Source organism: Myxacorys chilensis (assembly GCF_059505265.1).
Genome location: NZ_JCACKG010000165.1, coordinates 83,579 through 97,915, shown reverse-complemented (window position 1 = coordinate 97,915; position 14,337 = coordinate 83,579). Strand labels below are relative to the sequence as shown.

Below are 14,337 nucleotides of genomic sequence, written 5' to 3'. Positions count from 1 at the left end.
ATCGGAGTGGGTCACGAGAGCGACGATTTGAGGGCGATTCTCGCCCAAGTTCTGGTGATCGACGATTTGGTAAACCTGAGCGCTCGACCCGTCCTGAATCGCGAGATCGGCGACCTGAGACGGGTGGCGGCAAGCGATTTGACCGGGATGAACATCGGAGTGGGTCACGAGAGCGACGATTTGAGGGCGATTCTCGCCCAAGTTCTGGCGATCGACAATTTGGTAAACCCGGGCGAGAGTTTCGCGAAGGCAAAGAGAGTCGCTACGGAAGCTTTAGCGGTGCCAACAAACGAGACTACGATCGCGCCTTAGATGCCGAGGTTGGTTCACCGTTTGCAGAAGCAGAAGAATCTCTCGATCTGCTGTATGGACGCCACACGCTCTTATCTGCCTTGGAGGGCGATCGCACCTTAAACAAAATTTGGGTTACTTCTAGGCTCCGGTATGACAGCCGCTTTCATGGGTTGCTGAATCAAGCGAAAGCGAATGGTGCCGTGATCGATGAAGTTTCCCCTCAGCGATTGGATCAAATTACTCATCGCGCGAATCATCAAGGCATCGCCGCTCAAGTAGCAGCCCATGAATACTTGGAGCTAAGCGATCTGATCGAGCAGGCAAAAGCCGCTACCGATCAGCCTGTAATCATTGTCGCCGATGGCATTACTGATCCCCACAATTTAGGGGCAATTGTTCGGACGGCTGAAGCGCTAGGAGCGCAAGGACTCGTCATTCCCCAGCGTCGTGCTGTGGGTGTCACTTCTACTGTGATGAAAGTGGCAGCAGGTGCGCTAGACAAGCTTCCGATCGCAAGAGTTGTTAACCTTGCTCGAGCTTTAGATGATCTCAAAGCAGCTGGGTTCTGGATTTATGGAACCGCCGCCGAAACCAGTCAGCCAATTCATACTGTGAAATTTGCCAAAGCTTCTGTTTTAGTGATTGGTGCGGAAGGAGAAGGATTAAATCTTCTTACTCAAAAAAGTTGCGATATCCTAGTGTCTATCCCCTTACAAGGTGAGACTCCTAGCCTAAATGCTTCGGTTGCCGCAGGAATGACGCTCTACGAGGTGTTTCGGCAACGTTGGACAACTACGATTCATCTTGATTCAGTCAAGACAACATGATCTCCAATGCGATCCCCGCATGATTTGGACACAAAGACGATTGCAAAACGAAATGCAAGGCAGTATAAAGAAACCTGTGCTTGCATTTCGTTTGCAAGTCATAGTAGAGCAGAGGTTTTTTTGGGCAACCTCGTTTAGTGTGAAACGTAGCACTGAGTTTTTGAGCAAACTTCAAAACGTTCACAAACAGTTCTGTAATGTAAGTGGCATTTGATCTTATGAACGAACTTCTGACAACTCTTCTAGATGCGGTCGGCCTGGCTTGGTGGGTTGAAATTAGAACAGAAAATCCGCGCTGCATCTACTATTTTGGCCCGTTCCCGGCGCAGAAAATGGCAGCGTCGAGTCAAGGTGGATACCTGGAAGATTTAGAGCGCGAAGGGGCACAAAACATTACTGCCAAAGTAATGCGATGCAAGCCGAAGAACTTAACCGTGTACGATGACAAAAACGATCGCGTAGTGCCCTCTGGAATTTTGAGCGGTCAGTTTTAAGAGAGACAACAAGCATCTGATGAGGGGTTTGTTCTCTTCTGCAAGTTCTATGCAGTTGTGCTAATCGCCTCTGGATGCCACTCCAGCCAGTGATCAATATCTTCTAGAATCTGAGTCGGGATCTCCCACGGCAGCAAATGCGCAGTATTCGGGTAAACCTTTGACTCACAGTTTGGCAAGGCTTTCGCCGTTTCTAGGCTAGAGATCGCGCTGATGTGCCGATCCGCTTCTCCTGCCAGCATCAGACACGGACAATCAATCTTTTCATATCCTTGAACGCGAGTGTAGCCTCCTCGCATCGCTGTATTGAGCGCCCGGTTTGCTGCTGGCGACGTATTTAGGAACGCGTAAATGGCGTCGTCTGCAATGTATTGATAGGCAGACGGCGTATGCTGCTGAATCAAGTGGCGAAACAGCGATCGCTTCGCAAAAGTTTCGATATTCCAATCCCATCCTGGCTTGATCGAGTTGAGAAGCGCCGCGATCCCGGTATACACATTATCCTGTAAACTCACGGGCGGGTGATCGCTCCACGGGCGCCCTGCCGTTGCAACAAGAATGAGGCCGCTAAACCGTTCTGGATATTTGACGGCCAGTTCCAACGCCAAGATTCCACCCAATGACCAGCCTAAAATGAGACCGCGATCGATGGCATAGCGATCAAGTACCCGCTCCAAATCGTTCAGATGATCCGTCATGGCAAAGTCTTGACGCGTCTTACTTTGACCATAGCCCCGCAAGTCCGGCGCGATCGTCCGAAATCGCTTAGAAAGATGCTGAGTAAACACCCGCATACTGCGCCCCGATCCCGGATGCCCATGTAGACATAAAATTGGATATCCCTGACCTTCAACTGTTACATTTAGCTCCAATCTATTCCCTCCTATCCGCTAACCCTCATCTTTCAGGCTCCACAGTTCGCTATCATTGAATCGAATTGCTCAATGAAAGGATTGTGAGCCATGTCAGACGAAGAGACCAAGCGCCCAGACGATGCGGAAACCAAGCCGCCTACAACCACCAAGCAGATAGACTCAACTGCTCAGATGGCACCAGATGTTGTAGACGAACATACTAAGGGCACAGGCGATCCTGCCACTACCGATATTCCGACTGCGAATGCGCCTGATCCCGACGCTGTAAATGCTGAGGACAATCCTAACGCAACGGTTCCAAAAGTTGCGAAAACCACAAAGCCGGATTCTCCATCCGATAAAGCCGTGAAAGCAGCGGTAGAGACGTCCGAAGAGACAGCTGACAGCTCACCGGATGCTGAAAAACCCGCGGCCAAGGCGAAAGCTGCCAGAGCGGCGACGGCAGATGGTGAAAAGCCTGCGGCTAAGGCCAAAGCGGCGGCAGATGGCGAGAAACCAGCTAAAGCCAAAAAAGAGAAGCCGCCCGCGCTAGAAGATAAGCCGTTTACCGAATTTATCCAGCAACACTATATTCCTGCGTTGAAGAAAGGACTCGAAACGATGGGCGCAACGTCGCTCGATCTCACGTTTGAAAAGCGCAAAATTCCGATTAAAGGCTACAATCAGTCTCCGGAATGCTGGCAGATTGTTGGCAAGTGGCAATCCAATCAAAAGCAATTGCGAGAATTCAATATCTTCTTCTTCGATGAAACTATTAATGGATTGAAAGGATTTTCTTGTGCAGAAAGCGATCGCTTCAGCACCATGGAATCTTTTCTCATCGATGAGCGCCGAGTCACGTTAGATCTGCTGGTCTATGGAGCGGTGCAGCGTCTCAACGGACAGAAATGGCTCGCGAGAAATTAAGGGAATTCTAAAAACAATGGAGCGCGATTAGAAATCTAATCGCGCTTTTTCATGAAGGGATATAGGGATTCAACGGCTACGATAATTCTTTGAATTCGTATAAAACAATCCCGGTTTCGGGATCGTTGCTGACCTCGACATACCCGCTCTTTAGCATGTCTCCCAGCAGAGCTTCGATCTCAATAAATCCGATTCCGGTTGCCATTACCCCTTGCGTAACTGAGAGTTTGCCGCCTCTGGCATCCGCTGCTTTCAACAAATCGATCAGGATCTGCTGCTTCGAGAAGCGAAGCCCCAATGGGTCTGCGATCGGAGTTTGGGCAAGCGCAACTGCCTGAATTTGAGGCACAGTTCCCTGACCGCTACCCAGCCGAGCATTATGCGACTCCACCATCTTTGGAATGAAAATTAGATCGGCCAACTGACCGACCCCAAATAATCCCCAGGTAAACAGCCATAGCAAACCTGTGCGGACTTCGCCGTTATACAAGCGGTGTAGTCCTGCAAAGCCTAGCAGTCCTCCTAACCATAGAACATAGGTCGTGCCAACTTTGTTCATAGATTCTCAGTGACGCTTTAGAGACTACTATGAATCATCATAAAAACTTTACGCAGGATTCGCCAGAATCTGACACTGCAAGCCCTGAAACTCTCTATTGAGAAATGTAAATATCTGTTGCAAGTCTTAACGCGATCGCAGAATTTCGTTGCTGCAAGCTTGGTACACTGAGGGACGTAACTCGTACTCTGTGGTGGACTTATCGCCACTTTGCCAGAGGAAACCCTTATCAAGAGCGATCGGATACTCATGGTAGATTCCCTTAAAAAACCTAGCTTTGAAGAACTGCGCCCTGGAATCAAAGTTCCAGCGAAAGAAACCATTCTGACGCCTCGGTTTTACACCACCGACTTTGAAGAGATGGCGAGAATGGATCTATCGTGCAACGAAGATGAGATTCGGGCGCTCCTCCAAGAGTTTCGCACCGACTACAATCGCCATCACTTTGTGCGGGATGCTGAGTTCGAGCAATCCTGGGATCATATTGATGGTGAAACCCGCAAAATGTTTGTGGAATTTCTAGAACGCTCTTGCACAGCGGAGTTTTCTGGCTTCTTACTCTACAAAGAACTGTCTCGCAAGCTCAAAGACCGTCATCCCCTCTTGGCTGAAGGGTTTGCGTTAATGGCACGGGATGAAGCCCGTCATGCAGGCTTCTTAAACAAAGCCTTGTCAGACTTCAATCTGTCTTTAGATTTGGGCTTCTTGACCAAGAGCCGTAAATACACCTTCTTCAAGCCGAAGTTCATCTTCTATGCCACCTACTTGTCTGAGAAGATCGGCTACTGGCGCTACATCACAATTTTCCATCATCTCGATCAGCACCCTGAAGATCGGCTCTATCCTATTTTCAAATTCTTTGATAACTGGTGTCAGGACGAGAATCGCCACGGCGACTTCTTTGATGCTGTTATGCGTGCCCAGCCTCAGTTTCTAAATGACTGGAAAGCGAAGTTGTGGTGTCGTTTCTTCCTGCTGTCTGTGTTCGCGACGATGTACTTGAACGATATTCAGCGCTCAGGCTTCTACGAGTCGCTGGGCTTGAACACCCGCGAGTTTGAGTATGAAGTAATTGAGAAGACCAATGAAACCGCTGGTCGCGTCTTCCCCGTCACTTTAAACGTGAAGCATCCAGATTTTTACAAGCGACTGGAAACCTGCGTTCAGAACAACGAGAAATTGAGCGCGATCGCAGCTAAGCAAGGCTCCAAAATCACAAAAACGCTTCAGAAGTTACCGTACTATTTCTCTAACGGTTGGCAGTTGTTGAAACTGTACACCATCAAGCCGATTGATATGGTTTCGGCACACGGAAAAGTTCGTTAAGACCAATCCAAGTTACCCCTTGGTGATGGCGGTTCTGTTAAGTCAGAGCCGCTTTTTTAATTTAAAGCTTCGAGAATTGTGTTGGATAGAACACGCAACAGTCAGTATTATGCATCAGGTTGGATGCAGGTTCTGAGTGCGGAGCGCGGATGAAACGAGTTTTATTGGCATGGCTAGGAGTATTAGTGGGAACAAGTCCAGCGTTGGGAGATGAACCAACCTCAATCGATCTGGATCCTCAAATCATTCAAAATAGCCCTGTGCTGCAACGATGGTTAAAAGAAGTTCCAACAGTGGCTGATGACATTCAGAATGATCCCAGCTTTCGGACTCGGGCGCGGATAGGATATTTGCGATTTTCACCAGAAGACGATCCAGGGCTGGCTCTGGGCATTGAAGATCTGAGGGTTGGTAAAACTCGACTGACCCTAAGCGGAGACTATCAAACAACGTTTAAGGGACGAAGTGCGATCGGTGCGAACTTAAACTACTATTTGCGTCCTCTAGGAAGCTATGTCAATGTCGCTCCGGTGGTTGGCTATCGGCATCTAGAAACCGATCGATACTCTACAAGCGGCGCAACTTTAGGAGTTCGGGTTCTACTCGTACTGTCGCGAGGCGGCGGAGCAGATATTGCGTTAAGCCAAAGTTGGGTGGCTCCCGGAAGTGATTCGGAGGTCGGACTCTCAACGCTTTCGTTTGGGTATGCGGTAACGCATCACTTAAGAATTTCGACTGATCTTCAGCGGCAGAATTCTCGGCAGGAGCGCGACGATCGCATTGGAATAGGTTTGGAATGGATGCCTTGAAAGGGCGATCAAATTGACTTGCGATTGACATTGCCAAACTCCAAAGGATCGTGGTTTAATTCTGCTCTAAGTCCCGATACAATGAAGGCTGTACTTTACTGGGTTCAGATTGTGACGACTACACCGCTTTCTCCCAACCAGAACAGTGTCGCTTCGGAAAATCGCCCTGATGCACTTGGAAGATTTGGTAAGTTCGGCGGTAAGTATGTTCCTGAAACCCTCATGCCTGCTTTGACCGAGTTAGAAACTGCGTACAAGCACTACAGCAAAGATCCAAGCTTTCAAGCAGAACTTGGAGGACTACTGCGTGATTATGTGGGTCGCCCGAGTCCGCTCTATTTTGCAGAACGATTAACCGCGCACTACGCGAAACCTGATGGCACAGGTGCACAAATTTATCTCAAGCGAGAAGATTTAAACCACACGGGCGCTCACAAGATTAATAATGCGATCGCACAAGCTCTCCTTGCCAAACGGATGGGCAAACAGCGCATCATTGCTGAAACCGGAGCCGGACAGCATGGCGTCGCCACAGCAACAGTATGCGCTCGATTTGGTATACAGTGCGTGATTTATATGGGCGTCCACGACATGGATCGGCAAGCCCTTAATGTGTTCAGGATGCGGCTCATGGGTGCAGAAGTGCGTCCTGTGGAAGCGGGCACTGGAACGCTCAAAGATGCGACCTCTGAAGCGATCCGCGATTGGGTGACAAACGTTGAAACCACGCATTATATTCTCGGTTCGGTAGCAGGTCCTCATCCCTATCCGATGATTGTGCGGGATTTTCACGCAATGATTGGTGAAGAAACTCGCGCTCAGTGTCAAGAAAAGTGGGGCGGACTGCCAGATATGTTACTGGCGTGCGTCGGTGGCGGCTCTAACGCGATGGGCTTATTTCACGAATTTATGGGCGATCGCTCGGTTCGCATGATTGGCGTCGAAGCCGCAGGACATGGAGTTGACACCGAGAAACATGCGGCAACGTTAACGAAAGGACGAGTCGGCGTACTGCATGGCGCAATGAGTTATCTGCTGCAAGATGAAGATGGTCAGGTCATTGAACCTCATTCGATTAGCGCCGGGCTAGACTATCCGGGAGTTGGACCGGAACACAGCTACTTGATGGAAACAGAACGAGCAGAATACTATGCCGTAACTGACGAGCAGGCATTAACAGCATTTCAGAGACTGTCGCAATTAGAAGGCATTATTCCTGCTTTAGAAACGGCACATGCGATCGCCTATCTCGATACTCTCTGTCCTCAACTAGAAGGCAGCCCTCGTATTGTCATCAATTGCTCAGGTCGAGGTGACAAAGACGTGCTGAGCGTTTCTAAAATGTTGGATTCCTAACTAAATCTATTGTGGAGACTGCAACATTTGGATCGGGATGCTTTTGGGGCACGGAAGCGGCTTTCCGCGCCACCAAAGGTGTCGTTTCAACATCAGTCGGCTACATGGGCGGACACTTCGAGAACCCAAGCTATTTGGACGTTCTATCTCGCATTACCGGACACGCGGAAGTCTGTCAGATTAACTACGATTCGAGCGTCATCAGCTATGCCGAACTGCTAGAAGTATTCTGGCGCATTCATGATCCCACCAGTTTGAATCGGCAGGGAGCAGATCGTGGGGAGCAATATCGCTCAGTCATTTTTTGTCACACCGCTGAACAGATGCAAAGGGCAAGACAGTCAAGAGATGATTTAAGCTGTTCTGGCAGGTACAAAAAAGAAATCGTCACTCAGATTCAGCCAGCATCTGAGTATTGGTTAGCAACAGCAGATCACCAGCAATACTTTGAAAAGAAGCAAAAAGGGCGGATCAGTTAAAGTTCTGCTTTCGTGTCAGGCGCGATCGTAGTGCCATCTATGCCAACCGAAACCTGATTATCTTTGATTAAATCACTCAATTCATTGAACTCAATTCGCATATCGTTGCAGGCTTTTTCAAGTTCTGCCCGGAAGGTATTGAGGTCATTACCATAGCCGCAGAGATTAGCTGCCGTCTCGACGCCTTGTTTCGCGTTAGCTCTAGCACAATCCACCAGATCGGTGCCGTGGAGGGGTGTAGGAGAAGCCATAAATTACTCTCTATCTATTTACTTGGTAGCTAGTATTAGCGAGAATGTGCGATCGCGCTACTGGCTTTTGACGGATCAAAATTCATTCGCAAGGTTGAAGAATACCCAAAAGCGCCCGTGCAATTCTAGGCGCTTCTGCACTACTCTTGACAGTCCAAAGGTTCTTAAACGCTTACTGTAGCGGGTTCGCGCATCATAGACGCGATCGGATCAGCAACACCAGAACCATACACTTCACAAGAATTATTCGGACTCTCAATCAGCTTCACTTTATAAAGTTGCGCCCCAATTTTGCTAATCGGCGCTTCCAGCAAATCGCGAATGTGAACTGCGATATTTTCTGCCGTTGGAACCACTTTCTCGAAATAAGCAATGTCCTTATTTAGAAAGGTGTGATCAAACGGTTCGACGACAAAATCATCCACTGCTTGTTGAAACGCGACCAAATCTGCACTCATACCCGTGCGCGGATCAATGTCTCCTTTAATCGTCACTTCCAAGTGGTAGTTATGACCATGACCATTGGGACGAGCACATTTGCCATAAATTTCGCAGTTTTGCTCAAAGCTCAGGTCAGGACGAGCCAAACGATGAGCGGCGCTAAAATGCGTGCTAATAGTAAGATAAGCTTCCATATTGGTTCCTAAGTAGTCAGCCCAAAGTTCAGGATGTTCGTAGACTCGAATGCGAACGATTGGTAACTGAGGAGCAAGTCGATGCCAAATCGATCGCGCAATATTTTCAGTAGTTGGCAGAGCCTCCTGAAACTCCGTCCAAGTCTCGTTGAGAAACGAAAAGTCTAACTGACTGGTAACTTCTTTTTTGATGACGTGCTTTACATCCGACAAGTTAAGCACCATGCCATATTCGTCTAGATCGCCCAGCATTGAGACATAGAGAACATAGTTGTGTCCGTGCCCAAGATAGCGAGCGCAGGCTCCAAACCGCTCAAAATTTTCGGCTTCACTCAGTTCTGGCAAATAGTACCGATGACTTGCCGAAAACTGAGCGCGGCGATCGATGATGCATTTCATAAACAAGTTAGGGAAGATCGCAGAATACTGAGAGGGATAGATTTCGACTGAAAAATATTAAGTTTGTTGAACTCACTTCTCTAGAATACCGAAATAATTCACAACTCGTGACCTGTCGTTCAGAATTTGGGCAAACCAACCCATTAGCAACGTTAATTCCCAATTAATTTTCGACACCACTCGCGATTGGCTCCGCCAAGCTTCAAAGAATCGCTAACAAGTAATGCAAGTCGGTTGGAACTGCCTGAGATTCTTGAAGGCTCCCTTTTTCATCAATTCCTTCCCCATCAATTAATGAAAGTTTTGAAGCCAGAAATACGCAACTCCTAGCGTCAGAAGCGTGAGCGGCAACCCAAAACGGAGATGCTCTGAAAACGAGAGCTTGTACCCAAGACTTGAAGAAGCTTCAACAACAATCAAATTGGCAACCGAACCAAAGATCGTGAGATTTCCGGCTAACGTTGAGCCAGCGGCGAGGAGTAACCAAGATTGGTGATCGTCGGGAGCAATCAATGGGTGAAGCAGCAGCACCGCAGGCACATTAGAAACGATGTTAGAAAGCAGTGCAGTAATACCTAATAGCGTTGCAGAACTTGTAATAAATTGACTCAGCGATGTTAAGACGTTCAGATTTTGAATAACTTTAGTCAGAATAAAAAGCCCAGAAAACATGACGAGCAGATTCCAATCTACTTCTCTCAGCATTCGTTCGGGCTTAACGCGACGAGTGATCAGGAGTAGACTTGCTGCCGCGATCGCGCTTTCCGCCAACGGCAACCCGGACACGAACGCGACCAAAAGTCCGGTAGTGAGCACAATCGTTTTCAAAAATAACGGTTTAAAGATACGAGTATTAGGTAGAGAGAAATTTTCAATCGCTTGCACAGAGCGCACTTCTGGATAAAACCACCAAAGTAGCGCGATCTGAATGGCAAGTCCGAGCAGTGCAATTGGAGTAAGCGATCGCGCAAAGTCTAAATAGCTGAGCTTTGAGAATGACCCGATCAAAATATTTTGCGGATTGCCGCTCAGCGTTGCTACAGAGCCAATATTGGTTGCCCCTGCCAGTGCTAGTAGATAGGGAATTGGATTGAGCTTGAGGGCCTGAGCCAGGCCCAGAATCAAGGGGGTGAAAATCAATGCGATCGTATCGTTGAGAAGAACCGCCGACAAAACGCCGCTCCCAAAGGTCAGCATCACTAAAACCCCAAAGGGACTGCGCGTGACTCTCAGCAGTCCTACCAAAGCAACTCGAAAGAAGCCTGCATAAGCAAGATTTGCGTTGACAATCATCATGCTGAGCAAAAAGACAATCGTTTTTGCATCGATCGCCCGCCACGCCTCTTCTAAACCAATTGATCCCACTCCAATCAGCAAGCCAGACCCCACCAGCGCGATCGTCGCCCGATTCATCCGCAAACCTGGAAGATAGCCCAACGCCAATCCCAAAAAAGCGAATCCAAGGATCAAATAAGTGAGCAACGTCTTCCTCTCATAGCCCCACAATCATTTCTTCATCCCTCATCTCTCATCCTTAGTCGGTTCTCCCCCACGTCTTTCGACAGTTTTCCACACCAGACTACTCCGCCATAATTTGACATTATAAATACATCAGATGAGGGACAAAAAATATGAAACTTCCGTTTTACGACTGGTATCGCAACACAATTCGCAACTCTAAGTATCGCTGGCTCATCATTCTGGGTTCCCTCCTTTACATCTTCAGCCCAATCGATCTGCTACCTGACTTCGTTCCTTTAATTGGTCAGATCGATGATACTGTCGTGCTTGGTTTACTAGTTGCTGAGGTATCGACTGTATTAATGGATCGTCTCAAAGCGCAGAAAACAGGGGAAACTGCTTCCATGAATGGAGAAACTGCATCGGCAGATACAGTAGATGTTAATGCAACGAAAGTTGGTTAATTCAGAGTTAGCTAATCAATTTCGGTGAGCTAATTGAGTTTAGATTCTAACTCAATAGCAGTTCTAGAGGCGTTGCACAAAGCGCCTCTTTGCCTTTAAATGAACTCACGCTGTTCTATCTGCATCTCCATGCCTCTACCTGAAGCGAGCCAATTTCAATTTACGTCTGATCTGAAAATTTGCCGAGTTCTTAACGGAATGTGGCAAGTATCAGGAGCGCATGGCGGAATCGATCGGCGCAAAGCGATCGCGGCGATGTTTGACTACGTCGATGCCGGATTTACAACCTGGGATTTAGCCGATCACTATGGTCCTGCGGAAGATTTTATTGGCGAATTTCGTAAACAATTAATCAACGATCGCGGAGAAGATACAGTTTCTCAGCTTCAAGCTTTTACAAAATGGGTTCCTCGTCCGGGTCGAATGACTCGAAAGATTGTTGAGGACAATATTAATATTTCACTGCGACGAATGGGAGTATCAACGCTAGATTTAATGCAGTTTCATTGGTGGGATTATCAAGATAAAAATTATTTAGAAGCGTTGAAGCATATGACAGATCTTCAGCAAGAAGGAAAAATTAGACATTTGGCGTTAACGAATTTTGACACTGATCACCTGGAAGTCATCGTAAAGTCTGGCATCAAAATTGTTTCTAATCAAGTCCAATATTCAATTATTGATCAACGTCCAAGTTCACGCATGGCGAAATTCTGCGAGAAAAATAACATTCGCCTATTAGCGTATGGAACGGCAGGGGGTGGATTGTTATCTGAGCGATTTCTAAAAATGCCAGAACCAGGAAATTCTGGATTAACAACGGCATCGCTTAGAAAATATAAGAATATGATTACTAGATGGGGCGGTTGGGATCTGTTTCAGCAATTACTAGAGATACTAGAACAGATTGCTAAAAAGTACGGTGTGAGTATCACAAATGTAGCCGTTCGATATGTTCTGGAACGTCCCACTGTAGCAGGCGCGATCGTAGGGGCACGACTCGGTGTTTCAGAGCATATTGCAGACAACGCCAGAGTCTTTGGTTTTGCCTTAGATGAGGAAGATTATCAAAGAATTGCAGAAGTCACCTCGCGATCGCGCGATTTGCACAAAGCGATTGGCGACTGCGGCGACGAATACCGAGGCTAAAGAACAATTTGTCAAATCATGTTGGAGTTTCTAACAGGGTTGCTGTTGGATTGGAATCTGAATTACAAATTCGGCTCCCTGTCCTGGTGTAGAGTGGCAGTATAACTGACCTTTGTGTTTTGCAGCCACAATCTGATAGCTAATAGACATTCCCATGCCAGTGCCTTTACCGACTGGTTTAGTGGTGAAAAAAGGGTCGAAGACCCGTTGTTGAATCCGTTCTGGAATGCCCAGTCCGTTATCAACAATGCGGATAGCGATCTGATTGTCGGGTAATACTGCCGTTGTGATCTTAATAGTACTAGGATGTTGCATTTGTTGATCAAGCGATCGCTCTTGATCCCGTTCGTCTAGAGCATCGATCGCATTTACCAGGACGTTCATCAATACCTGATTTAGTTGTCCAACATAGCATTCTACAAAGGGTAACTTTCCGTAATCCTTTAGCACAGAAATTTCAGAATGGTTGGATCGGGTCTTCAGCCGATTTTGCAGAATCATTAACGTACTTTCAATTCCCTCATGGATATCAACCTCTTTCATCTCCGCTTCATCTAAGCGAGAGAAGTTACGCAATGACAAAACAATCTTTTGGATGCGTGCTGCGCCTACTCTCATGGACATCAGCAGTTTAGGTAAATCTTCAATTAGAAAATCAAGGTCAATGGTTGTGGCTACTGCTTCAATCGCTGGAGCAGGATGAGGATAATGCTGCTGATATAGCTGAAGCAAGTGCATTAAGTCTTGGACATATTCAGCCGCGTGAGGCAGATTGCCATAAATAAAATTCACGGGGTTATTGATTTCATGGGCAACACCCGCTACTAACTGACCCAAACTTGCCATCTTTTCAGTTTGAATGATTTGGGCCTGATTTTGGCGCAATTGTTTCAAGGCTTGACCAAACTGCTGTGCCTGCGCAGCCGATGCCTCTATTAACGCGTGATTCTTTGCCTCACTTTCTTCCAGTTTTTCTGCTAGGTGTTTACATTCAGCCTCGACTTGATGGCGTTGAGCGATCGCCTGTCGCAGCTTATTCTGATGCACTGTCAGTTCATGCATCAATTCTTGAGCGAGATTTTGCCAACACGCTTCTCGATCCTCCATGTGGTGACACGCGAGAATGTCAAAGCTAAGTGACCCAGCATTTTCTGTGTAGTTTTCTGTAAAAATCATTTTGATATTTCTCAAGCAACAGCTACTTCGTCATCGATCAAGTAAGCGCCGTGAGCCGCTGGGTCAAAGCCCTCTGGAAATAGAGTTGTTTCCGTGTAGAGTGCTCGTTCCAAAATTGCCTCATCTAAATTGGCGCGGCGGAGATCAGCACCACTCAAATTGGTTGCCCGCAAGTTTGCCTGTGCCAAGATCGTCGATCGCAACTCGGCCCCCCGCAAGTTTGCCCCTTCTAGATTTGCCTGCTGCAAGCTACTATTTTTGAACCGAGCTTGGCTCAAATCCACGCTACTGAGGTCAGCACCAGACAGATCTAGACCATCCAGATAAGCCTCACAAAATTGAGTTCCGTTGAACACCGTTCCCTGCAAGATAGTGTCATTTAGTCTTGCATGGGTTAAATTTGCCCAGCTTAGATTTGCTTTAGCCAGATTTGTTGAGCGCAAGTTACTGTCGCGCAGATCAGCAGCACAGAGATTACTGCCTTCCAAGTCGGCTTGCCGCAAATTTGCTCCTGCCAAGTTAGCACCACTGAGCTGACCACCCCTGAGCGTTGCTTTCGCCAAGAAAGCTCCTCTCAAATCGGCTTTTGTCAAATCAGCAGCCGTTAAATTTCCCGTTCCTAACTTGACAAATCTCAAGTCAACACAGCGCAAAAAAGCTTGGCTCAAATTAGCTTGGGTTAGGTTGGCTCTACTCAGAGTGGCTGAAGCGAGATAGGCGAAGGGTAGATTTGCCTCTGTTAGCGTCGCAGCGACCAAACTGATCTCTGCCAAAGCAGCACCTATCAAATTAATCTGAGCAAGATTGACCCCATTAAAGTTTCTTTCTCCTAACAAATACTGTTGAAGAAACTCGTGGTCTTGCATGGTTCACAACT

Annotated in this window: 16 protein-coding genes; 9 read left to right on the top strand and 7 right to left on the bottom strand. The window is 47.5% G+C overall.

Features of this window, described 5'->3' with window-relative positions:
* Nucleotides 1-1,121 (top strand): 23S rRNA (guanosine(2251)-2'-O)-methyltransferase RlmB (rlmB, locus tag AC5JLB_RS13590; RefSeq protein ID WP_495874367.1); only part of this gene is annotated, 1,121 nt, incomplete at its 5' end.
* A 218-nt stretch (nt 1,122-1,339) separates the two neighbouring features.
* Nucleotides 1,340-1,615, top strand: coding sequence for a DUF1816 domain-containing protein (locus AC5JLB_RS13585; RefSeq protein ID WP_495874366.1), 276 nt, complete (start codon nt 1,340-1,342; stop codon nt 1,613-1,615).
* A gap of 47 nt (nt 1,616-1,662) precedes the next feature.
* Here the strand turns inward: AC5JLB_RS13585 and AC5JLB_RS13580 are convergent, their stop codons facing one another.
* The gene (locus AC5JLB_RS13580) at nt 1,663-2,487 is read right to left on the bottom strand and encodes an alpha/beta fold hydrolase (RefSeq protein WP_495874365.1); all 825 of its coding nucleotides are present in this window, start codon (nt 2,485-2,487) and stop codon (nt 1,663-1,665) included.
* Nucleotides 2,488-2,577: 90 nt separating this feature from the next.
* On the opposite strand from AC5JLB_RS13580, the gene AC5JLB_RS13575 reads away from it, so the two are divergent.
* The gene (locus tag AC5JLB_RS13575; protein ID WP_495874364.1) at nt 2,578-3,396 is read left to right on the top strand and encodes a DUF2996 domain-containing protein; all 819 of its coding nucleotides are present in this window, start codon (nt 2,578-2,580) and stop codon (nt 3,394-3,396) included.
* Nucleotides 3,397-3,472: 76 nt separating this feature from the next.
* Here the strand turns inward: AC5JLB_RS13575 and AC5JLB_RS13570 are convergent, their stop codons facing one another.
* A complete protein-coding gene (locus AC5JLB_RS13570; protein ID WP_495874363.1) occupies nt 3,473-3,955 on the bottom strand; it encodes an NINE protein in 483 nt (160 codons plus the stop codon).
* A 249-nt stretch (nt 3,956-4,204) separates the two neighbouring features.
* Here AC5JLB_RS13570 and acsF point away from each other — a divergent pair, with 249 nt between their 5' ends.
* The 4 genes from acsF to msrA all read left to right on the top strand — a co-directional run bounded on the left by acsF (nt 4,205) and on the right by msrA (nt 7,925).
* Entirely contained in the window at nt 4,205-5,281 is a 1,077-nt protein-coding gene (acsF, locus tag AC5JLB_RS13565) for a magnesium-protoporphyrin IX monomethyl ester (oxidative) cyclase (protein WP_495874362.1), read from the top strand.
* 149 nt (nt 5,282-5,430) lie between these two features.
* Nucleotides 5,431-6,090: a hypothetical protein gene (locus AC5JLB_RS13560; protein ID WP_495874361.1), complete on the top strand. Its 660-nt coding sequence runs from the start codon at nt 5,431-5,433 to the stop codon at nt 6,088-6,090.
* 81 nt (nt 6,091-6,171) lie between these two features.
* Complete coding sequence (gene trpB / locus AC5JLB_RS13555) at nt 6,172-7,446, top strand: tryptophan synthase subunit beta (protein WP_495874360.1); 1,275 nt, start codon at nt 6,172-6,174, stop codon at nt 7,444-7,446.
* An 11-nt stretch (nt 7,447-7,457) separates the two neighbouring features.
* Entirely contained in the window at nt 7,458-7,925 is a 468-nt protein-coding gene (msrA, locus tag AC5JLB_RS13550) for a peptide-methionine (S)-S-oxide reductase MsrA (protein WP_495874359.1), read from the top strand.
* On the opposite strand, the gene AC5JLB_RS13545 is transcribed toward msrA, so the two are convergent.
* From AC5JLB_RS13545 to AC5JLB_RS13535, 3 genes are all read right to left on the bottom strand, one after another.
* On the bottom strand, nt 7,922-8,176 hold the full coding sequence (locus tag AC5JLB_RS13545; protein ID WP_495874358.1) for a hypothetical protein: 255 nt from the start codon (nt 8,174-8,176) through the stop codon (nt 7,922-7,924). The genes msrA and AC5JLB_RS13545 overlap by 4 nt on opposite strands.
* Before the next feature lie 164 nt (nt 8,177-8,340).
* A complete protein-coding gene (locus tag AC5JLB_RS13540) occupies nt 8,341-9,210 on the bottom strand; it encodes a 6-carboxytetrahydropterin synthase (RefSeq protein WP_495874357.1) in 870 nt (289 codons plus the stop codon).
* Between the two features lie 291 nt (nt 9,211-9,501).
* A complete protein-coding gene (locus tag AC5JLB_RS13535) occupies nt 9,502-10,692 on the bottom strand; it encodes an anion transporter (protein ID WP_495874356.1) in 1,191 nt (396 codons plus the stop codon).
* A gap of 149 nt (nt 10,693-10,841) precedes the next feature.
* On the opposite strand from AC5JLB_RS13535, the gene AC5JLB_RS13530 reads away from it, so the two are divergent.
* Together AC5JLB_RS13530 and AC5JLB_RS13525 are read left to right on the top strand one after the other, a co-directional pair.
* Nucleotides 10,842-11,135 carry a YkvA family protein gene (locus AC5JLB_RS13530; protein WP_495874355.1) on the top strand — a complete coding sequence of 98 codons (294 nt, stop codon included), beginning with the start codon at nt 10,842-10,844 and terminating at the stop codon, nt 11,133-11,135.
* 129 nt (nt 11,136-11,264) lie between these two features.
* A complete protein-coding gene (locus AC5JLB_RS13525; protein ID WP_495874354.1) occupies nt 11,265-12,284 on the top strand; it encodes an aldo/keto reductase in 1,020 nt (339 codons plus the stop codon).
* A 30-nt stretch (nt 12,285-12,314) separates the two neighbouring features.
* On the opposite strand, the gene AC5JLB_RS13520 is transcribed toward AC5JLB_RS13525, so the two are convergent.
* Nucleotides 12,315-13,460 carry a sensor histidine kinase gene (locus tag AC5JLB_RS13520; protein WP_495874353.1) on the bottom strand — a complete coding sequence of 382 codons (1,146 nt, stop codon included), beginning with the start codon at nt 13,458-13,460 and terminating at the stop codon, nt 12,315-12,317.
* Between the two features lie 11 nt (nt 13,461-13,471).
* A complete protein-coding gene (locus tag AC5JLB_RS13515) occupies nt 13,472-14,326 on the bottom strand; it encodes a pentapeptide repeat-containing protein (protein WP_495874352.1) in 855 nt (284 codons plus the stop codon).
* Nucleotides 14,327-14,337 lie beyond the last annotated feature (11 nt).